Annotated in this window: 21 protein-coding genes, 2 tRNA genes and 1 pseudogene; 19 read left to right on the top strand and 5 right to left on the bottom strand. The window is 59.6% G+C overall.

Features of this window, described 5'->3' with window-relative positions:
* Positions 1–177 precede the first annotated feature (177 nt).
* From CKW25_RS04195 to CKW25_RS04175, 5 genes are all read left to right on the top strand, one after another.
* Complete coding sequence (locus CKW25_RS04195; protein ID WP_095077940.1) at positions 178–576, top strand: acetyl-CoA sensor PanZ family protein; 399 nt, start codon at positions 178–180, stop codon at positions 574–576.
* Positions 577–660: 84 nt separating this feature from the next.
* The gene (locus tag CKW25_RS04190) at positions 661–2,886 is read left to right on the top strand and encodes an AsmA family protein (RefSeq protein WP_095077939.1); all 2,226 of its coding nucleotides are present in this window, start codon (positions 661–663) and stop codon (positions 2,884–2,886) included.
* Positions 2,883–3,950 (top strand): A/G-specific adenine glycosylase, encoded by a 1,068-nt coding sequence (mutY, locus tag CKW25_RS04185; protein WP_095077938.1) that lies wholly within the window; start codon positions 2,883–2,885, stop codon positions 3,948–3,950. Before CKW25_RS04190 ends, mutY begins: the two co-directional genes overlap by 4 nt.
* Positions 3,947–4,219, top strand: coding sequence for an oxidative damage protection protein (locus tag CKW25_RS04180; RefSeq protein WP_095077937.1), 273 nt, complete (start codon positions 3,947–3,949; stop codon positions 4,217–4,219). The genes mutY and CKW25_RS04180 overlap by 4 nt, the downstream gene beginning before the upstream one ends.
* Positions 4,220–4,322: 103 nt before the next feature.
* Positions 4,323–4,398 (top strand) — tRNA-Phe (locus tag CKW25_RS04175).
* Positions 4,399–4,504: 106 nt separating this feature from the next.
* Here the strand turns inward: CKW25_RS04175 and CKW25_RS04170 are convergent.
* The gene (locus CKW25_RS04170) at positions 4,505–4,954 is read right to left on the bottom strand and encodes a hypothetical protein (RefSeq protein WP_095077936.1); all 450 of its coding nucleotides are present in this window, start codon (positions 4,952–4,954) and stop codon (positions 4,505–4,507) included.
* 261 nt (positions 4,955–5,215) lie between these two features.
* Here CKW25_RS04170 and CKW25_RS04165 point away from each other — a divergent pair.
* From CKW25_RS04165 to CKW25_RS04150, 4 genes and pseudogenes are all read left to right on the top strand, one after another.
* A pseudogene (locus CKW25_RS04165) lies at positions 5,216–5,770 on the top strand (DUF1016 N-terminal domain-containing protein); the annotation flags it as partial.
* Between the two features lie 94 nt (positions 5,771–5,864).
* Positions 5,865–6,839, top strand: coding sequence for an alpha/beta fold hydrolase (locus tag CKW25_RS04160; protein WP_095077935.1), 975 nt, complete (start codon positions 5,865–5,867; stop codon positions 6,837–6,839).
* 38 nt (positions 6,840–6,877) lie between these two features.
* A complete protein-coding gene (locus CKW25_RS04155; protein ID WP_095077934.1) occupies positions 6,878–7,294 on the top strand; it encodes a hypothetical protein in 417 nt (138 codons plus the stop codon).
* A 5-nt stretch (positions 7,295–7,299) separates the two neighbouring features.
* On the top strand, positions 7,300–7,752 hold the full coding sequence (locus CKW25_RS04150; protein ID WP_095077933.1) for a hypothetical protein: 453 nt from the start codon (positions 7,300–7,302) through the stop codon (positions 7,750–7,752).
* 74 nt (positions 7,753–7,826) lie between these two features.
* Here CKW25_RS04150 and gabP read toward each other — a convergent pair whose 3' ends face one another.
* Positions 7,827–9,218 carry a GABA permease gene (gene gabP / locus CKW25_RS04145; protein ID WP_095077932.1) on the bottom strand — a complete coding sequence of 464 codons (1,392 nt, stop codon included), beginning with the start codon at positions 9,216–9,218 and terminating at the stop codon, positions 7,827–7,829.
* A 552-nt stretch (positions 9,219–9,770) separates the two neighbouring features.
* Between gabP and CKW25_RS04140 the strand changes: the two genes are divergently transcribed.
* From CKW25_RS04140 to CKW25_RS04100, 9 genes are all read left to right on the top strand, one after another.
* Positions 9,771–10,544, top strand: a complete 774-nt coding sequence (locus tag CKW25_RS04140; RefSeq protein ID WP_095077931.1) for an ABC transporter ATP-binding protein — start codon at positions 9,771–9,773, stop codon at positions 10,542–10,544.
* Between the two features lie 13 nt (positions 10,545–10,557).
* Complete coding sequence (locus CKW25_RS04135; protein WP_095077930.1) at positions 10,558–11,313, top strand: ABC transporter substrate-binding protein; 756 nt, start codon at positions 10,558–10,560, stop codon at positions 11,311–11,313.
* 77 nt (positions 11,314–11,390) lie between these two features.
* Positions 11,391–12,086 carry an ABC transporter permease gene (locus CKW25_RS04130; RefSeq protein ID WP_095077929.1) on the top strand — a complete coding sequence of 232 codons (696 nt, stop codon included), beginning with the start codon at positions 11,391–11,393 and terminating at the stop codon, positions 12,084–12,086.
* Positions 12,083–12,772 carry an ABC transporter permease gene (locus tag CKW25_RS04125; protein WP_095077928.1) on the top strand — a complete coding sequence of 230 codons (690 nt, stop codon included), beginning with the start codon at positions 12,083–12,085 and terminating at the stop codon, positions 12,770–12,772. The genes CKW25_RS04130 and CKW25_RS04125 overlap by 4 nt, the downstream gene beginning before the upstream one ends.
* Positions 12,753–13,982, top strand: coding sequence for a methyltransferase (locus CKW25_RS04120; protein ID WP_095077927.1), 1,230 nt, complete (start codon positions 12,753–12,755; stop codon positions 13,980–13,982). Before CKW25_RS04125 ends, CKW25_RS04120 begins: the two co-directional genes overlap by 20 nt.
* A gap of 297 nt (positions 13,983–14,279) precedes the next feature.
* On the top strand, positions 14,280–15,521 hold the full coding sequence (locus tag CKW25_RS04115) for a nucleoside deaminase (RefSeq protein ID WP_095077926.1): 1,242 nt from the start codon (positions 14,280–14,282) through the stop codon (positions 15,519–15,521).
* 164 nt (positions 15,522–15,685) lie between these two features.
* On the top strand, positions 15,686–16,507 hold the full coding sequence (locus CKW25_RS04110) for an FkbM family methyltransferase (protein WP_095077925.1): 822 nt from the start codon (positions 15,686–15,688) through the stop codon (positions 16,505–16,507).
* A 234-nt stretch (positions 16,508–16,741) separates the two neighbouring features.
* Positions 16,742–16,817 (top strand) — tRNA-Thr (locus CKW25_RS04105).
* 172 nt (positions 16,818–16,989) lie between these two features.
* Complete coding sequence (locus CKW25_RS04100; RefSeq protein ID WP_095077924.1) at positions 16,990–18,312, top strand: integrase arm-type DNA-binding domain-containing protein; 1,323 nt, start codon at positions 16,990–16,992, stop codon at positions 18,310–18,312.
* Between the two features lie 199 nt (positions 18,313–18,511).
* Here CKW25_RS04100 and CKW25_RS04095 read toward each other — a convergent pair whose 3' ends face one another.
* Genes CKW25_RS04095 through CKW25_RS04085 form a run of 3 tightly spaced genes read right to left on the bottom strand, consistent with a single transcriptional unit; the run spans position 18,512 to position 20,950 of the window.
* A complete protein-coding gene (locus tag CKW25_RS04095) occupies positions 18,512–19,048 on the bottom strand; it encodes an ATP-binding protein (RefSeq protein ID WP_052251615.1) in 537 nt (178 codons plus the stop codon).
* Positions 19,045–19,512 (bottom strand): ASCH domain-containing protein, encoded by a 468-nt coding sequence (locus CKW25_RS04090; RefSeq protein WP_046034616.1) that lies wholly within the window; start codon positions 19,510–19,512, stop codon positions 19,045–19,047. The genes CKW25_RS04095 and CKW25_RS04090 overlap by 4 nt, the downstream gene beginning before the upstream one ends.
* On the bottom strand, positions 19,472–20,950 hold the full coding sequence (locus CKW25_RS04085; RefSeq protein ID WP_200889127.1) for a GNAT family N-acetyltransferase: 1,479 nt from the start codon (positions 20,948–20,950) through the stop codon (positions 19,472–19,474). Before CKW25_RS04085 ends, CKW25_RS04090 begins: the two co-directional genes overlap by 41 nt.
* Before the next feature lie 1,128 nt (positions 20,951–22,078).
* Here CKW25_RS04085 and CKW25_RS04075 point away from each other — a divergent pair.
* Entirely contained in the window at positions 22,079–23,059 is a 981-nt protein-coding gene (locus CKW25_RS04075; RefSeq protein ID WP_095077923.1) for an integrase domain-containing protein, read from the top strand.
* Positions 23,060–23,335 lie beyond the last annotated feature (276 nt).

Raw genomic sequence — 23,335 nt, 5'->3', positions numbered from 1 at the left:
CCGCAGGGCGCGACAATGGGTCGCAGAGGGACGGGCGAACGGGCAGAGGTTACCATTTACCCGCAACAGAAAAGCCAGACTGATACCGCCCTTATGGGCCGTCTGCCCCGATTGCACGGCAAGCACCCTGTCACCCGCCGGCCGCACGACCCGGCTCGCGCTTTCAAAGGAAACCCTATGCCCATCGTCGTTGAATCACTGCGTGACCCCAGCTATCAGGATCAGCAGGATCTACAGAAGATTTACCACGATGCACCGCCTTGGCTGTTTGCACCGTTCGACGGTGCCGCGCAACTGATCGAAGACAACCTGCTTGATGGCACACTGATCGCCGGCCGCTTCAATGACCGGTTGCTCGGTGCGGCACGCCTGGAACGGCACTCGAACACCTGGCAACTGTCTCAATTGTGCGTGCGAAAAGTCACCCGCCGCCGTGGCGTGGCTGAACGACTGGTGTGCGAAGCGCGGGCAATGGCTGAACGGGCCGGAGCAGAACTGCACTTGCTGGCCCCTGCCGGACACCTTGAAGCCCAGGCGCTGGCCGCAAAACTCAAGCTGCCGCTGGACCTGATCTAAACGCGATCGCTGACCAGTCGTCAGTTTCCGGGCGCTATACTCCCTGGCTAAATTTCAAATTTGACTCTCTACAAGGACTCGCCCATGAAAGCGTTCGGCAAAATCCTGGGTCTGGTACTTCTCGGGCTGTTGCTGATCATTGTGGCCCTGGGCTTTGCCCTGACCCACTTCTTCGATCCCAACGACTACAAAGAAGAGATACGCCAGATTGCCCGCGACAAGGCCCACATCGAGCTGACGCTCAATGGCGATATCGGCTGGAGCCTGTTCCCCTGGCTCGGCCTTGAATTGCACGAAGCCAGCGTTGCCACCCTGGCCAACCCCGCCGCGCCCTTCGCCGACCTGCAAATGCTCGGCCTGTCGGTACGGGTCCTGCCGCTGCTGCGCCGCGAAGTGCAGATGAGCGATGTCCGCGTCGAAGGCCTGAACCTGCGCCTCAATCGCGACAAGGACGGCCACGGCAACTGGGAAGACATTGGCAAGCCCGTGCCTGTGGCCGGCAAATCCGATGCACCAGTGGGCAACAGCGAGCCGGTCAGCCAAACCCCGGCGGCCGTGGAAAAACCTGCCCAACCGATGCGCCTCGACATCGACAGCCTGACCGTGAACAACGCCCGGGTCGAATACTCCGATGAGCGCACCGGCAAGCAGTTCAGCGCCGAAAGCATCCAGCTGAGCACCGGCCCGGTACACGATGCGACCAACATCAAGGTCAAGCTGACTGCCTTTCTGGCCAGCAACCAGCCGGTTCTGCGGGTCCGTACCGAACTCAACGGCGAACTGCGCTTCGAACGCGCCCTGCAGCGCTACAAATTCGAAGACATGAAGCTGACGGGCGAACTCACTGGCGAGCCCCTGCAAGGCAAGACCGTGACCTTTGGCGCACAAGGCCAATTACTCCTGGATAAAGCGGCCAACGTCGCCGAATGGACCGGCATCAAGCTGTCTGCCAACCAACTGCGCGCATTGGGTGAGCTGAAGGTCAACGACCTGGACAAGACACCGCAATTCAGCGGCGGCCTGTCGATTGCCCAGTTCGACCTGGCAAAATTCATCGACAGCATCGGGCAAAAACTCCCGGCCATGGCCGAGGGCAGCCTGGGCAAAGTCGAACTGGTCAGCCGCCTGGCGGGCACGCCGACCAGCGTGTCGCTGGACAACATCAACCTGAAACTCGATGACAGCACCTTCAGCGGCCGCATCGCCGTCGAGGATTTCGCCAGGCAAGCGCTGCGCGTGCAGCTCAAGGCCGATACCTTCAATGCCGACCGCTACCTTCCGCCAAAATCCGCCGAAGCCAACAGCGCGGCCGTGGCACGCAAGTCGGAAGTCAGCAGCACCGAAGCCGACGCCATGGCCGGCGCGGGCAACACGTCACTGCCCAATGCCCCCACCAAAGGCGCCTGGAGCAACGACAAGCTGATTCCGGCGGAACGCCTGAGCAAGCTGGACCTGGACGCCGACCTGATCTTTGACCAACTGACCCTCGACAAGCTGCCAATCCACAATGCCGCACTGAAAGCCAGCGGCCAGGGCGGCCTGCTGACCCTGCAGAACCTGAGCGGCGAGCTGTACAACGGCACATTCAACGCCAAGGGCACGCTCGACGTACGTCAACCTGTGCCCGCGCTGAGCATGCAAATGGCAATCAGTCGGGTACCCGCGGAAAAAATCCTCGAAAGCCAGGGCAAGAACCCGCCGGTCAAAGGCCTGGTCACACTCAACAGCAACCTGACCGCCAACGGCAACAGCCAGAAGACCCTGATCGACAGCCTCAACGGTACGGCCGGCTTTGTGATCAACGACGGCGTACTGCTCAACGCCAACCTTGAGCAACAGTTGTGCAAAGGCATCGCCACCCTGAACCGCAAAACCCTCAGCGGTGAACCGCGAGGCAAGGACACCCCCTTCCAGGAGCTCAAGGGCAACCTGACCGTGCGCAATGGCGTGGCCAGCAACCCGGACCTGAAAGTGCGCATCCCGGGCATGACCGTCAACGGTAACGGCGACATCGACCTGCGCGTGCTGGGCATGGACTATCGCGTGGGCATCATCGTCGAAGGCGACAAGAGCGACATGCCGGACCCGGCCTGCCAGGTTAGCGAAAAGTTCGCCGGCATCGAATGGCCGCTGCGCTGCCGTGGCCCGCTGGAACTCGGGGCCAAGGCTTGCCGCCTGGACAACGAGCGCCTCGGCCAGGTCGCCAGCAAACTGGCCGGCAACAAGCTCAGTGACAAAATCGATGAGAAGCTTGGCGACAAAGTCAGCCCGGAACTGAAAGACGCACTCAAGGGGCTGTTCAAGCGATGAGAGCCGAGCAGTTTTCAACCGCGGTACTGGACTGGTACGACCGTCACGGACGCCACGACTTGCCCTGGCAACAAGGCATCACCCCTTATCGGGTGTGGGTCTCGGAAATCATGTTGCAGCAGACCCAGGTCAGCACGGTGCTGAACTACTTCGACCGCTTCATGGCCTCGCTGCCCACGGTCGAAGCCCTGGCGGCCGCACCGGAAGACGAAGTGCTGCACCTGTGGACCGGGCTGGGCTACTACACCCGCGCCCGCAACCTGCAAAAGACCGCGAAAATCGTGGTGGCCGAGTACGCTGGCGAGTTTCCCCGCGACGTGGAGAAACTCACCGACCTGCCCGGCATCGGCCTATCCACTGCCGGCGCCATCGCCAGCCTGAGCATGGGCCTGCGCGCACCGATCCTCGACGGCAACGTCAAGCGAGTGCTGGCACGCTTTACCGCGCAAGAGGGCTACCCGGGCGAACCCAAGGTCGCCAAGCAGCTGTGGGCCACCGCAGAGCGCTTTACACCCCAGAGCCGCGTCAACGCCTACACCCAGGCGATGATGGACATGGGCGCCACCCTCTGCACCCGCAGCAAGCCAAGTTGCATGCTGTGCCCGCTGGAAAAGGGCTGTGAGGCGCACATGCTCGGCCTGGAGACACGCTACCCGATCCCCAAGCCGCGCAAGAGCGTGCCACAGAAGCGCACGCTGATGCCGCTGCTGGCCAACCGCGACGGCGCCATCCTGCTTTACCGTCGCCCTTCCACGGGCCTGTGGGGCGGCTTGTGGAGCCTGCCGGAGCTCGATGACCTCGGCGACCTGGAGCATCTGGCCCTGCAACACTCGCTGGAACTGGGCCTGCACACCGAACTGCCCAGCCTGGTCCACACCTTCAGCCATTTCCAGCTGGCCATCGAACCCTGGCTGGTCCAGGTCCAGGAGACCGGCCATCACGTGGCCGAGGCCGACTGGCTCTGGTATAACCTCGCCACCCCGCCGCGCCTGGGCCTTGCCGCCCCGGTGAAAAAACTGCTCAAGCGCGCGGCCGACGTATTGAACGCAGGAGAGTCCTCATGACCCGCACCATCATGTGCCGCAAGTACAAAGAAGAATTGCCCGCCCTGGAGCGCGCTCCATTCCCGGGCGCCAAGGGTCAGGACATTTTTGACCACGTCTCGGCCAAGGCCTGGGCCGACTGGCAAAAACACCAGACCCTGCTGATCAACGAAAAACGCCTGAACATGATGAACGCCGAAGACCGTAAGTATCTTCAGGGCGAAATGGACAAGTTCTTCTGCGGCGAGGATTACGCCAAGGCCGAAGGCTACGTTCCACCTGCGCAATAACCCCGTAAAAACGGGGGTTTGATCGTAAGCGACGGTAATAATTAAAATTTTTTTGAAAACTTGCTTGACGACCCCCTGAAAAAACCGTTTAATGCGCCCCGTTGCCCAGATAGCTCAGTCGGTAGAGCAGGGGATTGAAAATCCCCGTGTCGGCGGTTCGATTCCGTCTCTGGGCACCAAATACCGAAAACCCTGAATCGCAAGATTCAGGGTTTTTTTATGCCTGCGATTTAATCAACTTCACCCCCGCCACGCCCATACCCGATCTTCGATGACCCTCGATCGCTACTGAGCGTCATCCCAATGGAAGACCAGATTGCGCGCAGGACCCGTGCCGATGTCCGCAACATCTCGCCGTTCCTGGCCATTACGCGAGGCGATGACCGAGTACTTGCCCGCAGGCAGTTTCACGTAAACCAGGGGACCCGCCTCATTCAGAGTCAGTACGGTCTGCCCTGGGGCTTTTTGAATAAGCACATCGACGTCAGCCGTGTATTCGTTCTGCGCACCGACGGCGAATGTCATGTGCAGGTTGTAGCCCTGCGTTTGCTGAATGCTTTTGGACTCGTCCAGGCCGATACCCCCCGACAGGTAGGTAATCCCGTTTTGCTGTTGTGGCTGGATTTGCACGCCAGCGCTGTCTATCGGCTCAAGACTGGTGGCCTGCACCACGACGGGAAACATCAGCAAGCCGACAGCAACGAGGGGCAACATGAATGAATGAGCGTACTTCATGATGACAACTCCCGGGCTCTGCAGAACCCAATCGTTACTTTTGTTAGATTTCCTGTCGTAGTGTCGCGTTTTAGATCAATTCGCACTTGGACTCACCACGAAATGGACTACAGGTGATATTGCCTCGGCACAAGGCGCCGTCAGCCCGGTCCCGCCAATCCGATAGCCACTTCCTGCCGACTGACCGGCCGCGCCCGATATCATCGACCACCCCACTCCTGAGACCCTCCCCTGCCTGCTCTTTCAGCCGCGGAAGCACTCATGAGCGACATCAAATCCGATACTCACGACCCACAGCTCGCCTCGCTGCCGGGCCATCTTGGCGAACTGATCCGCCAGGCCCGTCAGAAGGTGCTGCGCGCGGTCGATACCGCACAAGTGCAAACCTGCTGGCAGATCGGGCGACATATCGTGGAGTTCGAGCAGGAAGGCGCTCGGAGGGCGGTATATGGCAAACAACTGTTAGCGACGCTGGCGAAAGTGCTGACGGCGGAGTTCGGGAAAGGCTTTGATGAACGCAACCTGAGGTACATGCGGGACTTCTATCAAACCTTTCCAATTTGGAACGCAGTGCGTTCCGAATTGAGCTGGACCCACTACCGTAGACTCTTGCGCGTTGACAACGACCACGCCCGCCACTGGTACATGAACGAATCGGCCACCCAGAACGGGTCAACCCGCGCCCTGGAACGCCAGATCAACACGCTCTACTACGAACGCCTGCTGGCAAGCCGCGATCGCTCTGCCGTGGAACAAGAGGCCGCCACCCAAACCCAACGACTGATGACCACCCCGCGGAACTTCATCCGCGACCCCGGCTACTCAACCGAAAGCCCTGAAAGACGCAGGTGATTGTTCACAGCCCACGGGAAGACTATCGTTGGCAGCTACCCGCAAAGGTCCGAAGCCAATGAATGTGCAGGACACCCCCTCACGGGCACCGACTCAAATCGAATTACCGCTGCCGGCGCCGCCGCCCAAGGTACCGTTCAAGGAACCCGCCGCCGACGGCTTCCCCCTTGGCGGCTTCACCTGGCGTCACGCCACCGCGGACGCCTCCCGGGCGGTTGTCATCATCAATGCCGCCACCTCCGTGCGCTGCCGCCACTACTCGCGCTTTGCCGACTACCTGTTCGCCAATGGCTTCGACGTCATCACCTATGACTACCGGGGCATCGGCGAGTCTCGGCCGGCTTCGCTCAAAGGGCTGCAAGCGAGCTGGAGCGATTGGGGCGCCCTGGACTTTGAAGCCATGCTCAAGCGCGCCCAGCGCGAATTCCCCGGCCAACCCATCGACGTGGTCGGTCACAGCTTCGGAGGCTGTGGGGCGGGCCTGGCGGACTCAGGGCACGTGATCCGCCGCCTGGTGACCGTCGGCGCGCAATTCGCCTACTGGCGCGACTACGCGCCCGCCCATCGCTGGCGCATGCTTGCCAAGTGGCACGTACTGATGCCACTGATCACGCTGCTCTGGGGTTATTTCCCCGGCAAGCGCCTGGGCTGGCTGGAAGATACGCCCGCCGGCGTGGTCCGCGACTGGAGCCTGTCCACCGCCCGCTACGAGAAGCGCTCCAGCGGCCGCGTGATCCACGCCAGGGCCGGACAGCTACCCTTCGCTGCCGTGACCGCGCAAACCCTGGCCATCAGCCTCAGCGACGATCCCTACGGTACAATCCCGGCCATCGAACGCCTGCTGGACTACTTCACCAGCAGTACCAACACCCACCTGCGAATCGCACCCGAAGACATCGGCGAGCAAGAAGTCGGACATTTCGCCTTTTTTCGCAGCCCATACCAAGCCACACTATGGCCCATTGCATTGTCCTGGCTGCAACACGGCGAACTGGCCCCCGATCATCCCGGGCGGCGAGTGCCACGCAGTTGATCGACCTGCGCCCTCTCACGACACACGGAACGACGCCCATGGCCTCCGCCAACAAGCAGCACAAACGCGCCACCCGCGCCAAAGCCAAGGCCAAGCACAACCGCGTCCAACGGGCCGCCGCGCCAGTGGAGCTGGACCCGAACGACGATCGCATCGACTTCGAGTCGGTGGACCTGACCGAACTGTTCAAGAAAATGATCGACGCCGAGAAAACCAGCCAGCAGGCGATGTGCGCGGCCTTCCTCGAAGACCCGCTGCTGGAGCTGGTGTACGAGCAGGAAGGCGAAGAAGGCTCGATGGACTTCATCCTCGCGGCCTTGATCGAGTATCGCCAATGGTCCACCGAGACCGACGAGGCCGGCGCCCTGGCCTGGATCGAATCGCCAGCCTTCCAGGCTGACTACGTGGCGGCGTCCGACGCCATCGCGGCTCAAACTCAACACAAAGCGAACTGAATCACATGGCATCCCCGAACAAGCAGCAAAAACGCGCCAAGCGCGCCAAGGCCAAGGCCAAGCAAATCCGCATGGGCGGCAGAAAACCCCTGGCACTGGACGACGAGCCAGGCCACCTGGCCGAGCCGATCCCCGAGTACACCCTGGCAATGTTCAGCAAGATGCATGACGCGGAAGCCACCAGCCGCAACGACATGCTGCTGATCCTGCTGTCGGAGCTCAGCGGGATCATCAACGACCATCCAGAGCTACTGGACATGGAGAACGCCGAGAACGAAGCCATGGCCGCCACTCACCTGGCCGCCGACATGCTGATCGACTACCGCATGTGGGCCGATGGCATGGACCGCGAAACCGCCCAGGCCTGGCTCACCGAGCCACAGTTCATCAGCGACTTCGGCCAGGCGCTGGACAGCTACCGCGAGTCGCTGGACGAACCGGACGCAAAGACCGAGTAACGCCCCTGCGCCACGAAAACAAAAACGGCCGCTTGTCATCCCTGACAGCGGCCGTTTTCGTTACGCGGATCGAATCAATTCAGTACCAGCGCACCAAGCTTTTCGCGCTGGCGACGACGTGACACCAGCAGGCCAGCCGCAACCACCAGCAAGCTGAGCAAGCCGGTCGCCAGGATCTCCATGCGATGGGCTTCCTGGAACAGCATGATGGTCAGCACGCCGATGATGAACAGGATCACCGCGTACGTCAGGCCAGGGAACAGCCACATGCGATAGGTGATGGTTTCACCTGCCGCCACGCGCTTGTGGCGCATGCGCAGTTGCGAGAACGCGATCACCAGGTACACCAGCAATGCGATAGCGCCGGAACTCGCCAGCAGGAACTGGAACACCGCCGTCGGCGCCACATAGTTGGCGAACACCGCCAGGAAAGCTGCGGCAGTGGACATAATCACCGCCCAGTAAGGCGTACCCGCACGGTTGGTGCGCTTGGCCGCCGCTGGCGCATCACCGCGCTTGCCCAGGGAGAAGAGCATGCGCGAAGCGGTGTACAGCGCCGAGTTCAGGCAGCTGGTCACGGCAATCAGGACCACCAGGTCAACGATCAGCTTGGCGTTCGGGATACCCATGCGGTCCAGCACGGTCTGGTAGGAACCGACCTGCGCCAGGCTCGGATCATTCCATGGCACCAGGGCGACAACAATGAAGATCGACACCAGGTAGAACAAACCGATCCGCCAGATCACCGAGTTGGTGGCCTTGGAAATCTGCTGGCCCGGGTTCTTCGACTCTGCCGCGGCAATGGTCACGATTTCAGTGCCCATGAACGAGAACATAGTGGTCAACATCGCAGCCAACACCGCGCCCATGCCGTTAGGCAGGAAACCCTGGGTGTCGAACAGGTGCGAAACACCGCTGACCTGGCTGTTGGGCAGGAAACCGAAGATCGCCAGCATGCCGAGGATCACAAAACCGATGATCGCCACGACCTTGATCAAGGCGAACCAGAACTCGAACTCACCGTAGTGCTTCACGCTGAACAGGTTGGTTGCGGTCAGCAACAAGGTGATGACCAGCGTGAACGCCCAGATTGCCACATCGGGGAACCAGGCATTGAGGATGGTCGCGGCGGCGTTGGCCTCCAGCGGAATCACCAGGACCCAGAACCACCAGTACAGCCAGCCGATGGTGAAACCGGCCCAGTGGCCGATTGCCCGGTCGGCATAAGTAGAGAACGACCCGGTGTCCGGAGAGGCGACGGCCATTTCGGCCAGCATGCGCATCACCAGCACCACCAGCGTACCGGCGGCGGCATAGGCCAGCAGCACGGCGGGGCCGGCTTCGGCGATGGCGTGACCGGAACCGACAAACAGCCCGGCACCGATCACCCCGGCGATCGACAGCATGGTCACATGCCGCGGTTTGAGCCCCTGTTCGAGGTCATTGGAGGATTGCGTACTGCTCATTGAAACTACCTTTACGAGGAAAGCGTGGGTACACCCTGCCCCGGGATTCCTTTTCGTAAAAAGAATCCAACAGGGCGTTCCTTATTCTGCACGCAATAATTGCGCCAAAATGTTACAGGCCTCCGGTTTCCGTGGCCTGCACAACGACCCACCCGTATTCGTAACCCATTGATGTTAATGGCATTTCGCCAGATCGTTACCGTGCCACACACTTGTTCAACGAACCAACGCGCCCAATACCCATGAAAAAAAACGCTCACGCACAATAAAAGTGCGGATCCGCAGCGTTTGGCCGGTTTGCGCTTCCAACACCCGCCCAAAGCTGGCACCATCGCGCCTTTTTTTACGCGATACCCACGCAGGCACGGCTTCAAACGGATGTTCGGTTGTTGATGGCGCGACAGTCTGCTGCGCTGATGCGACAACCGGATACACACTGCTCGTCTACACCCGTGGGGCTGTTGGCCGCGATTCAAACGCTATGCTAGCTTGGCGCCTCGCCAGGACGGCCACCGACAGCACAAGCACAACAGAACACAATGAGGACCGCACATGGCCGAGGCCACGCCCGCGCTTGAAATCCGCAACTTGCACAAACGCTACGGCCAGCTCGAGGTGCTCAAAGGCGTCTCGCTGACCGCCCGCGACGGCGATGTGATCTCGATCCTGGGTTCCTCCGGTTCCGGCAAGTCCACGTTCCTGCGCTGCATCAACCTGCTGGAAAACCCGCATCAGGGGCAGATTCTGGTGGCCGGCGAAGAGCTCAAGCTCAAACCGGCGAAAAACGGCGAACTGGTCGCCGCCGACGGCAAGCAGATCAACCGCCTGCGCAGCGAAATCGGCTTTGTGTTTCAAAACTTCAACCTGTGGCCGCACATGACGGTGCTCGACAACATCATCGAGGCGCCACGCCGCGTGCTGGGCCAGAGCAAGGCCGAAGCCATTGAAGTGGCCGAAGCCTTGCTGGCCAAGGTCGGCATCGCCGACAAACGCCACGCCTACCCCGCGCAACTGTCCGGTGGCCAGCAACAACGCGCCGCCATTGCCCGCACCCTGGCGATGCAACCCAAGGTCATCCTGTTCGATGAACCGACTTCCGCGCTTGACCCGGAAATGGTTCAGGAAGTACTAAACGTGATCCGCGCCCTGGCCGAAGAAGGCCGTACCATGCTGCTGGTCACCCATGAAATGGGTTTTGCCCGTCAGGTTTCCAGTGAAGTGGTGTTCCTTCACCAAGGCCTGATCGAAGAGCAAGGATCGCCACAGCAGGTGTTCGACAACCCGCTTTCGGCGCGCTGCAAACAATTCATGTCCAGCAACCGCTAACGGAGCTAACCGCATGCAGACCTACAAGAAATTCTTCCTGGCCGCGGCCGCCACCCTGGTGTTCTCGGCCAATGCAATGGCCGCCGACAAACTGAAGATGGGCATCGAAGCTGCCTACCCGCCGTTCAACAACAAGGATGCCAGCGGCCAGGTGGTCGGTTTCGACAAAGACATCGGCGACGCCCTGTGCGCCAAGATGAAGGTCGAGTGCGAAGTCGTCACCTCCGATTGGGACGGCATCATCCCGGCACTCAACGCCAAGAAGTTCGACTTCCTGGTGTCCTCGCTGTCGATCACCGACGAGCGCAAGCAGGCCGTTGATTTCACCGACCCGTACTACTCCAACAAGCTGCAATTCATCGCGCCGAAAAACACTGAGTTCAAGACCGACAAGGACTCGCTCAAGGGCAAGACCATCGGCACTCAGCGCGCCACCCTGGCCGGTACCTGGCTGGAAGACACCTACGGCGACGACATCAAGGTCAGCCTCTACGACACCCAGGAAAACGCCTACCTGGACCTGACCTCCGGTCGCGTCGACGGCATCCTCGCGGACAAGTACGCCAACTACGACTGGCTGAAAAGCGACGCCGGCAAGAACTATGAGTTCAAAGGCGACCCGGTAGTGGAAAGCGACAAGATCGGCATCGCCGTGCGCAAGGGTGACAACGACCTGCGTAACAAGCTGAACGCCGCACTGAAGGAAATCGTCGCTGACGGCACCTACAAGAAAATCAACGACAAGTACTTCCCGTTCAGCATCTATTGATTCTGACGTGCCTGACCGGTGCCCCCCAGGGTGGCGCCGGTTCTTAGCAAAGCCCGCTGTAACTTGAATAGACATCCATGATTATCGATCTCCAAGGATTCGGCCCGGCGCTCGCCGCTGGCGCGCTGATGACTGTCAAGCTGGCCCTTTCGGCATTGTGCCTGGGGCTGGTGCTGGGCCTGCTCGGCGCCTTGGCCAAAACCTCCTCGCAAAAGTCGCTGCAGTGGCTTGGCGGTACCTATTCGACCCTGGTGCGTGGCATCCCGGAACTGCTCTGGGTGCTGTTGATCTACTTCGGCACCGTCAACCTGATGCGCGTGCTGGGGGAGTTTTTCGGCAACCCTGACCTGGCGCTCAACGCCTTCGCCGCCGGCGTGATTGCCCTGGGCCTGTGCTTCGGCGCCTACGCCACGGAAGTATTCCGTGGGGCAATCCTGGCGATCCCCAAGGGCCACCGCGAAGCGGGCGTCGCCCTGGGCTTGTCGAAGTGGCGGATCTTCACCAGGCTGATCATGCCGCAGATGTGGCGCATCGCCCTGCCGGGGCTGGGCAACCTGTTCATGATCCTGATGAAAGACACCGCACTGGTATCGGTGATCGGCCTGGAGGAAATCATGCGACACGCGCAAAACGGCGTGACCATGACCAAGCAGCCGTTCACCTTCTACATGGTTGCCGCCTTCATGTACCTGGGCCTGACGGTGATCGCCATGACCGCTATGCACCTGCTGGAAAAACGCGCCGCTCGCGGCTTTGCCCGGAGCACGCAATGAACTGGGAAGTCATCATCAAGTGGCTGCCGAAACTGGCCCAGGGTGCCACCCTGACCCTGGAACTGGTCGCGATCGCGGTCATTCTCGGCCTGCTGCTGGCCATTCCGCTGGGGATCGCCCGTTCGTCGAAACGCTGGTACGTGTGCGCCTTGCCCTATGCGTACATTTTCTTCTTCCGTGGCACCCCGCTGCTGGTGCAACTGTTCCTGGTCTACTACGGCCTGGCGCAGTTCGATGCGGTGCGCAGCAGCGTGCTGTGGCCGTACCTGCGCGATCCGTTCTGGTGCGCCACCGCCACCATGACGCTGCACACCGCCGCCTACATCGCCGAGATTCTGCGAGGCGCGATCCAGGCCATTCCACCCGGCGAAATCGAAGCGGCCCGGGCGCTGGGCATGTCGCGGCCCAAGGCCCTGTTCTACATCATCCTGCCACGTGCCGCGCGCATCGGCCTGCCGGCCTACAGCAACGAAGTGATCCTGATGCTCAAGGCCAGCGCCCTGGCCAGTACCGTGACCTTGCTGGAACTGACCGGCATGGCCCGCACCATCATCGCCAGGACCTACCTGCCGGTAGAGATCTTCTTCGCCGCGGGCATGTTCTACCTGCTAATGGCCTACGTCCTGGTACGTGGCTTCAAGCTGCTGGAGCGCTGGTTGCGCGTCGATGCCTGCCAGGGACGCTGATCTGCCGGTGCTGACGGGCGAGCACCTGCTCGCCCGCTTCACGGCACTGGACGCCTTCCTGACCAAGCATCAGGCACTCTGGCGACCCCGGCCCTTTACCCATCGGCAACTGCCGTGGGAAGCCGACCATCCAGCGCTCGCCGACTGGTTGCGCCAGCGTTCGCTGGAAGACGCGGAAACCAGCCACAACCACCCTGAACACCTGCCAGCCCCGGCACCCTTCCCGGCACTGGCGGCGCAGTCGATGGCCCTCGGCGCGGTCGGCGACTTGCCCACCCAGGCCATTGCGCCCGCATCCCCGCGCTTGAACGTCGACGTACCCGGGCGCAAATGGCAGCAGATCGAAGCCTTCGCCAGCTGCCTGCAGTTCGCCGAGAAACCCCGACACTGGCTGGACTGGTGCGCAGGCAAGGGTCACCTGGGACGACGCCTGCTGCAAGCCGGCCAGCAGTTGACCTGCCTGGAATACGACCCGGCACTGATTGCCAACGGTCAGGCGCTGAGCCAGCACCACCGCCTGAACGCCCGGCACGTTCAACAGGACGTGATGGCCACGGACACACCGGCACGCCTCGATGCCGACCAGACACCGGTCGCCCTGCACGCCTGTGGCGACCTGCATGTACGCCTGATGCAACTGGCCAGCCACGCAGGCTGCAAGCAACTGGCCGTCGCACCCTGCTGCTATAACCGGATTGCGGCCAGCCAGTACCAGGCGCTCTCCAGCGCCGGCAAACACTCGGGCCTGGCACTGTCCCACGATGACCTGGCCCTGCCGCTGAGCGAAACCGTGACCGCTGGCGCCCGCGTCCGGCGCCAGCGCGACACGTCCATGGCCCGGCGCCTGGCGTTCGACCTGCTGCAACGGCAATTGCGCGGCATTGACGACTACCTGCCCACCCCATCGCTGCCCAGTGCCTGGCTGGACAAACCCTTCGCCGACTACTGTCGAGACCTGGCCGCGCTCAAGGACTTGCCCACGGTCGGCACACAGGATTGGCCAGCCCTACAAGCTGCGGGCTGGCAACGCCTGGCCCAGGTACGCAACCTGGAATTGCTGCGCGGCCTGTTCCGACGCCCGCTGGAGCTTTGGCTGGTGCTCGACCGCGCCCTGTTTCTCGAAGAACAGGGGTATGCCGTTCGCCTGGGACTGTTCTGTGAAACGCCCCTGACACCGCGCAATCTGCTGCTGCTCGGCGAGCGCCGATAAACACCGCGCGCCTGTGGATAACTCTGTTGATGAAATCTGCCGGAAGCCCATGGATCCAAGATTTCAGGCAAAAAAACACACTGTCCATTTTTTGCTCAGCCTTTAAAAAAACCCGGAAAACAGGCAGTTGCGCAGCAATGAGAACGGATCCACAAATCTGACATTTATCAAGGTGCAAAACAGCCCGTTGTGCATAAGCGTTAAGCCGAATGGTCATAACCGCCCTTGCAAGCCTGAACTATCGTTGCCAAGCGCCAGAAATCTCTGTCGCCCACGACAGCAAGGAGCTGGAACACCATGATCACAGTGAACAGTGCACAGGAAGCCGTCGATACCGTCGCCAACGAAGCCATTCTCGCCGCCATTCAACAAACCTTCGCAGTGGGCGGGGCCATCATCCATAACGCCACCGGCGAGGTCATCGCGGCGCTGCACAACAACGTATTGATGCCTTTCCCCGGGAGTAACACGCCCTACTTCTTGCCCCATGACCCGACCGCCCACGGCGAACGACAGCTGGTGGACTGGTACTACGAGAACGCCGCATCACTGGGCCTGCCGCCACCCGGGCAACTGACGGTCGTCACCACCCTGGACCCTTGCGCCATGTGCGCCGGCTCCCTGCTGACAGCCGGCTTCAACGTCGCGGTGAGTGCGATCGACGACTACGCCGGGATCAACTACAACAGCCAGTTCAACTTCCCGTCCCTGCCACCGCAGATCCGTCAGCAGGCACAAAACAGCTGGGGCTATTACGCAATCGCCGCGCCCGTCAGTCGCGCCTACCAAGGCGCCAATAGCCCGGTGTTCAGCGGCCAGAGCATCGACTCGGCAGCGTATTACCTCACCAGTTCGATCTTCTCGGCCAGCGTCAACACCGTGCGCGAAGCGAGTAACAACAGCGGCCTCGATCCTTCGAAACTGAAAAACCCGGCCGATCTGCCAGCCAACAGTCCGGTTCGCCAGGCCTTGGCCGCACTGAGCCCCTATGCCCTGACCGTACAATGCGAGAACCCACGGGACCCGGGCGCAGAACTGGCGCCACCGCTGCTGGTGACGGCGCAGCAAAGCAGCGTGTTCAACTCGGTGGCCTTGATCGACCCCTTTGGCAACCTGCTGGTGTGCCTGGGCGGCGCGGAAAACCAGTCGCCGATTCGCACCGCCTTCATGGAAACCACCCGTGGTTATGCGGTGATGCGCTGGACCCTGATGAATGACCCCGACCCGGCGGTGCGTGCCCAGGCCGAGCAATACCTGACACACCCCAAGTACGGCACGTTCGTGTTCCTGTACGCGCCCGACCCGACCACGCCGCAGGCCGTGATGACCTTCGGGGCCTATGGCTCGACCATGGAAGGCCCGGTGCCACAAAGCTACCCGTCGAACCTGCAGTACGTACTGTTGCCGGGTAACACCACCGCTCAAGCGCTGTCGCAACTGGCCCAGAACCTGCCGCCCTTCTATACCCAGAGCGTGCAAGTGGCGCCCGCCCAGGTGCTGAGCCAGGACCTGATCAACACCGTCAAGAACGGCGTGTAACCAGCCAGCCGACCGGCCCTTCGAGCCATCGACGGGCCGGTCGCCAACACCTGCATTTGGCGGCTTTGCCGGCACACTTTCTCCGAGATGATCGCTACACTCCGACCCCAGGTGCGTAGCTTTCGCGCCCGTTTCCCAGTCATTCGAGCTATCAGGAAGAGACCGTGACGTTCATTTCTTATGCACAGAACTTCGAAGACATACGGTTGTGGCGCGCGCTGAAACACTACGAGAACGGCTTCTACATCGACGTAGGCGCCAATCAGCCGGTGCTCGACTCCGTCACCAAAGCGTTCTACGAGCATGGCTGGAGCGGTATCAACATCGAACCGCTGCAGATCTACCACGAGGCCCTGTGCCAAGACCGCCCCAAGGACATCAACCTGCAATGCGTGGCCGGAGAAACCGCCGAAGCCCTGACCTTCTACGCCATTGCCGGCACAGGGATGTCGACCCTGGAACCCAGCGTTGCCAAGGAACGCCTTGAGGCCGGCATGGACGTGCGCAGCCAGGCCGTGCAGTCGCGTACCCTGAGCTCCATCTGTGAAGAACACGTCAAAGGGCCGATCCACTTTCTGAAGATCGACGTCGAGGGTCATGAAGAAACCGTCCTGCGCGGGATGGACTTCACGCAATGGCGGCCCTGGATCATCCTGGTCGAAACCCCGTGGACCCGCGACCAGACGTGGGAACAACTGCTGATCGACGCCGGTTACCACCCAGTGCTGTTTGACGGCCTCAACACCTTCTACCTGGCTGAAGAGCAACTGCACCTTAAAAACGCTTTCGACATCGCGCCGTGCAACCTGGATGAGTTCCAGTTCTGCTACGGCCACACATTCAGCTACCCGGTGTCAGACCTGGAACAGGCCCTGCAAGCCGAACGACAACGCGCCGACCGCGCAGAAGCCGAACTGCATGCGCTGCGCAACAGTCGTTCGTGGCGGGCGGTGGAAATACTCAAGCGCGTGTTGTTGCGCGCGTAACGGCGAGGCGAAAACACTCGTTACGACGCCACGACCATCCACTCAACGATCAAGGGCGCACACCGCCCGATCCGCCTGCACACACGGTTCGCTACCCTGAGCGCGTGAGCAAAAACACCGCATTTACCCAAGCCCCACACCCCCGACAGGCCCCCAACCAGAGCCCTGCACAAAAATAGTCTGTTATCAGGGGTTTACAGACGCGAAGCACTCGCTATAATCGTCGCCCAACACGCCGGTATAGCTCAGTTGGTAGAGCAACTGACTTGTAATCAGTAGGTCCCGGGTTCGACTCCTGGTGCCGGCACCATCCAAGGTTCCAGAGAAGGCTTTCAAAATCTCTGAAACCCCCGAAAAACCCGCCTTCTGGCGGGTTTTTTCGTTTTGGCGTTCCGTCGGATTCCGCCAAAATCTTATGGATACCAGCCGTTTTAAGGATAAAGATAGGGGTAAGGTCATTCGATAAAGGGAGGAGTACCCTTATGTCGCGCACCACTACCCCACTCTCCGATTCGGCTTGCCGTTCAGCCAAGCCCACCGACCGTGCCTACAAGCTTTTCGACGGCGACGGCCTCTATCTTTTAGTCCAACCCAATGGCCGCAAAGGCTGGCGTTTCAGGTATGTAAAACCTGATGGTCGTGAAGGACTGACCTCGTTCGGCAACTACCCCGTGGTCGGCCTCGCCGATGCGCGCAAGAAGCGCCTGGAGGTCAAGCGGATGCTGGCGGAAGGGATCGACCCCATCGAGTCTAAACACCAAGCCAAGACGCAAGCCACAATCCGAGGCCGAACCTTTGAGAGCGCAGCCTTGGACTGGCACAAAGCGATGTCTGCCAAATGGGCTCCGGGCCATGCCAAGACGGTCCTGAGCCGCCTCAAAACCCATGTTTTTCCACTAATCGGTGATCGCGCTATTGTCGACCTAGACACTCACGACTTGATGCAACCTCTGGAAGCAATCCAGAAGCGTGGCACGATTGACGTCGCGTTAAGGGTACAAAACTACCTGCAAAGCATCATGCGCGAGGCGAAACGTGCTCGACAGATCGCGGCAAACCCTGCCTCCGACCTTGAAGGTTTGATCAAAGCCCCGAGAGTGGTTCATCGCCCCGCTCTACCCTTATCGCGTCTGCCTGAATTGCAGGAGCGTATCGACACCTACAAAGGCCGCGCACTTACCCGGCTGACGGTCATGCTCTCGCTGCATGTGTTCGTACGCTCCAGCGAACTGCGATTTGCCCGCTGGAGCGAATTCGACCTTAAACGCGGCACCTGGGAGATACCGGACACTCGACCCGCGTTGGACGGAGTACCTTTTTCAACAAGGGGTACGAAGATGGCCGGGGACATCCACCTTGTACCCTTATCGCCGCAAGCCGTGGCCCTGCTTGGACAGATCCACGCCCTCACCGGCGAATTGGACCTAGTGTTTGCAGGCGATGCCAAGCCTTGGAAACCCATGTCTGAAAACACGGTGAACAGCGCACTCAGGAAGATGGGGTACGACACCAAAGCCGAAATATGCGGGCATGGTTTTCGGTCGATGGCCTGTAGCGCGCTGATTGAGTCAGGGCTGTGGTCGGAGACAGCCATTGAAAGGCAGATGAGCCACAAGGAGAGGAATAACGTCCGAGCGGCCTATATCCACAAGGCTGAGTTCATCGAAGAGAGGAGGCTGATCATGAACTGGTGGAGCCGATATCTTGAGGTCAATCGGCAGGAGCATGTCACCCCGCACGAATTTGCGAACCAGACCGGCGCAAATGTCACTCGGCTAAGGACAAAACGTGGCGCAACAGACTAAGCGCTCGGCCTCCGGGCCACAGCTCCGCACAAGGAAAATGGGCTTGTATTGATTACCGCTTGCATGCACGTTGAATAGCAAGGCCATTGACGACTGGCTGCATTCGCCCCTAGCCGGTCGAAGTGAAGCCAAAGTACGCATCCCCACAGCATAGGCAGAATCGTGCACGTCGTCCGGCCTTTCACTTGGGTAGAATTGCTTATTGGTCGGCTTTCAAAATTACTGCTGCGACCGCTGCGGCGAAGGCATCAGGGCCACATGCCCCTAGAATGTGAAGTGGTATTCCGAGTTCATCGCACACTAACTGCGCCTGAGCGCGCTCCGCGGCTAAGAACTTGATAGTGTGGTCAATATCCAATTCCCGGCTATCTCGTTCTCGTATGCGAGTCGCAATTGTATTAGCGTCCGCCTCCAGCAGCAAAACTCCATCGAGGCGAAGAGCCTTAAAAACGTCCGCAGCCAAAGGTGAAAATTCACCCTGAGCATCCAGCAACACAAAATGCCCGTCCAGCAGTAACCGAGTGCCAGCCTCATTGTGGCGAGTGACAGCATTCGCCAGTGCTATCTGATTGGCGTCCACATCACCGACCCGTTTATCCGTCCCCCAGTCAGGTAACGCGCGCTCCTCCTTGATCAGCTTACTGGCTGAGGTTTGCGTTAGACCTAAGGCCTTAGGAAGTTGAGAGGCTAGGAAAGTCTTACCAACACCGTGTACACCTGCGACGAATATGTTCATACAGATCCCTCCGATGGAAACATTGCGCGCATTACGCGTGGGAAATCGTTAGGACCCAGATAGAGAAAGGACTGAGGTGGTGTGAAGTTCGCGAAAAGGTCCTTCGGATCGACCTGAACTTCGGCGATCTTTATGCGCTGGATCATCACACCGAACGCAGTCTTCTTTCCTTTGACATAAGCCTTGAGTTCGTCATAGGTCACGCCGCCCCCGTTGGCATCTGCCAAGGTCCACAGACTCTCAAAGTCGCATTCCTCAATTCGATCGATAAAGGCTACTCCTACCAGCCTCTGCTTTGGTGATGACGAGTACAACACCATGACGCCAATATCGTTGGACGGCCAGCTTCGACGTAACTCAACGCGCTTGGTCCCTGCAAGGATCAGGTCGGCGTATTTTGGCTTTATCGAAAGTAGGACAGCCCTACCGCTCGGTTGCTCGAATGATTCGGGAAAAAGACTCATCAGATATTTTCGTGATCGATTGAATGGGGCCCCTGACGATCCGCGAGCGCTTAAGGTCCGCATACTCTAGGGGGGGCTCGAAGTGACATATCAGACGGAATAGCATCACCTTGGTCTCAGTCCTGGCCATTTCCTCTATTTGTTCATCAGAGTACACGGTTCTACGGCTCACAATCTGTGCGATATCGTCAGCCGCTTCCGACCACTCGTATCGCTCAACAACACCCAGTGTCGTCAGCGCACGCATGTCGCGACTGCGATAGAACATTACGACATCGCCTGGACGCGGCTGTTTGCTGGGGGTGTGACAAAGGTATGCGAGTTTGATCGCATTGCTGACATGCCTTTGCGGATGGTTATCAGGCAATGCATGCCCTGGACGCTGATAGTCCGGGAACAAAATGTCATGGTACTGAGGCTGAATTGGCACTATAAATTTATGGACATCATCACCGCCCATGTAATGCGGATAATAGCGCTGGACGTACTGGAACGGGTCCATCTGCAGCGGAGGCGGGGCGACAGGATGCGCTTTTACGTAAACTGCGTCCCCTTGGTAAAGCCCCTCGTAGCGAAAACCGAAGTCTTCAATCAATGTGATCAGTTGTGACTGCTGAACGTTGTTAGCGTGCAGAAAAATCGACTCACATTGGTGGTTTGTCGCGTACTTGAAGGCAGCCCGGAGAAACAACTCTCCGAGTTTCCTTCCACGAACGGTTTCGCCGACCTTGAACGTACAAAGCTTCAATGCCCTGCCGACAAGCACCTCACCATCGTCCGTCACAGCCTGATCGGCCTGAACAGCGTAAATACAGATAGCCGCTATAGCCTGATGAGCGTCTTCGCGATAGACCCAAGCACGACGCCCTTCCATGGCCTTCCGACGAAACCAATCGTTAAAACCATCGTAGCCCGCACGGATACTGTCGAAGAATGGCCCAGCCAGTTGGTGGGTCAACGTATGGATTTCAACGTCTTCAATGTGGGGGAGTCGCACCTCACCAGGCTCATGGAGCCGGCGCAGCCAGTCGTCCGCAGTCTGGATGAAGTACACGCGGCTACTCAGTCCGCGTGCCCGCGCCTTACGGTGCAACCCCTGATCCTCGGTCACCAAAACGTGCGCTGCATCATTCTCTAACGCGTAGAGAATTTCATTGTCACAAGCGTCGTTTACCGAAGTTTCAGGCGAGTTCCATGGACAAGCCGGCCCAGCCTGCAGTTGAGTGTACTGACCGAGCCTGGCCAAGGTGCGCTCGCGCCGAGCCTCATCAGTGTCACGCCTGATGTCCGCGGCTGACGCAGGGTGGTAAAGCAGTTGGTAGCCGTGCGCACTGCACAACCTAACGAAGTTTGTAAGACTGGGCTGCAGTACCACCATGGAGTCCTGAAGCGGGATCAGGATGTTGGTGTCTAACAAGAAACGAAGACGCAATGCCAAGGATGCCTCCAGGTGGCGCAGTCTAATGCACGACATTAGCTGTCGAACACGAGGTTACGCCCGTTGACTACTCTCGCCACTCAACCCAAGACATTGCTGATGGACTGATGTTATTTAGCCACGGAGTCTAGGCAGACAGCCGGTAAACCGCAACGCACATCGCTGCCGAGCCCTGAATAGAGAAAATACAAGCAGTCGGTCAGATGGGGCGGGATAACGCAGCGTTCGAAATCTAGATGATCCGCTTGTCCTCGCGGGTCCATCCAAACAGGGCTGCAAAGCCGCCCTGCTTGGATGGACCTCACTTAAAAAATCTAAAGCGCATGCAAACTGTCTGTGGAAAACCACAGATTTCCACCGGTGGATAATTTCATCCACAGCCGCAGAACTCCCGAAAATTCGAGCCTTGACCCAAATTATCCACAGGCGTAGAAAAGATCGGGCAAAGCGCTGTCGTTGACAGCAACCCAGGTAGCCAGAACCTTTAAGGCTACGCCACACGGTGGTGGTTCTCCCAAAGTGCGATTAGCGTCCGGCGGCTCGCACGGTCACAGCGATGTGATGGATGCCTACTTTTACCAGCGTGCCCACTGCGGCAACTCATACCCTTTCATAGCTGCCCTGCAGCAACCTATCCGCTTGGCCATTTCATTGCGCCAACCTACGCCCGTCTCTTTCTCCTGGAAAGAGACGGGCGCTCCTACCGCTGCTGCAGCCCACCTCGTACGAGGCTTTGCGGCATTTCCCCTCGTGACAATCGGCGTGACAAACACCGAAAAGTCACCAGCAACAGCGATGCAGATGATGGTGCCGCAGCCCACGGAATGGACTGCACCTGACTGACAGTCAGGCACGCCCCGGTCATCGCTTCACTGCCTTCACCCGACTCAGGATCTCGCGGCGCCGGTCTCGTCAGCCAGTGCAGTCTCCACCCGCCCACTTCTTCGGAAGTGTTCAGGAGACCAGGTCATGAGGTGCCCAAGCTCCCGGTCGTAAAGAGCCGTCAGTCCCGCGTCAGTGGACAACCCTCACAGGTCGCAGGGGCCTTGATCCCTGATAACACTCAGCATTCTTGGCGGGATGACGTGGGGATGGTTTTAAAAGTTTGGCTTCGAGAGGCGTTTAATCATGGCATTGGTAGGCAGACGGGATGGGCGGAATTTTGGCTATGGCCGGCAATTGAGCTACGCAGGACCGCAGGCATTGAAAGACATGTTCGGCGGCGGCCACTACGGCACGGTCAAAGCGCATTCTGATCGGTGGCAGGCATTTGTGAAGTGGTGCCGATCCGAACAGGGGCCCGGTATCAATGATGCGCGGCAGGTTGATCGGAAGGTATTGGCCAACTATGCGGCGTATCTCCGCGACCTGGTTGGGCGCGGTGACCTAGCCATCAGCACCGCGCAAAATCGGCTATCCAGCGTTAACAGGACTATGGCGGCGCTTCGCGGTGATCAATGTGTGAGATTGCCGAGTCCGAGCAAGGCGTTGGATATGCAGCGCACAGGGGGTCGTCACTCGATGCCCCAAGGCCAAGATCGAGAACAGGTTAAGCAAATAATCGATGCGCTCTGTAGTCGTGATCAGTTGCGGGCCGCAGCGATTGTACAGTTGGCGCGAGCCACCGGCATGCGTTTGCGTGAGGCCATTTTGGCTGACCTGCCACGGCTAAGCCGTGAGGCCAAGGACTTTGACAGGGTCAACATTCAGGACGGTACCAAAGGTGGCCGCGCCGGTGCATCGGCGCCACGTTGGATTACGGTGAATGACCACATTCGAGGCGCGCTTGGATTTGCGCAGCAGGTATCGCCTGAAGGTAGCCGCAACCTGATTGCACCGAAAGAAAGCTACCTGAACGTTCTGCGGGAAGTCGTTCGCCCTGCCCGGGACGTTCTTCATGCACATAACCTCAAAGGCTTTCATGAGCTAAGGGCAGCGTTCGCGTGTGAGCGCTATGAGCAAATCACCGAGCACTACGCACCTATCAACGGTGGTGAATGTTGCAAGATAGATAAACGCCTTGATTGTGAGGCTCGAAGGCAGATCAGCTATGAGCTTGGACACGGGCGACTCGACGTGGTCGCTGCTTACATTGGGGGGAGAACATGAGTAAGCCATTCGATATGGAACTGTTCTTGGCTGGGATGCTGACCGGGTCACACGCGACGCGGCAACGCCATTTGCGGCAGGCGAAAATCATCCAAGCTGAAATCTCTGAGCGCTGGCAGCGACAGACTCCTTGGGCTTGGCAGAGAAAGGTATCCGATCCATGAACTACACCTACCGCCAGAAGCGCTTCGTGTTTACCGTGGCATTTCTGGCGAGCAGTTCCATGGCAGCAGCGCTTCATAGTCTTCAATCGACTGCGCATGCGGCAAGCGCTCC

This window comes from Pseudomonas sp. Irchel s3h17 (genome assembly GCF_900187505.1).
GTDB lineage: Bacteria > Pseudomonadota > Gammaproteobacteria > Pseudomonadales > Pseudomonadaceae > Aquipseudomonas.
Note: the sequence above shows the minus strand (reverse complement) of the source record. Positions and strands in the feature narration are given on the sequence as shown.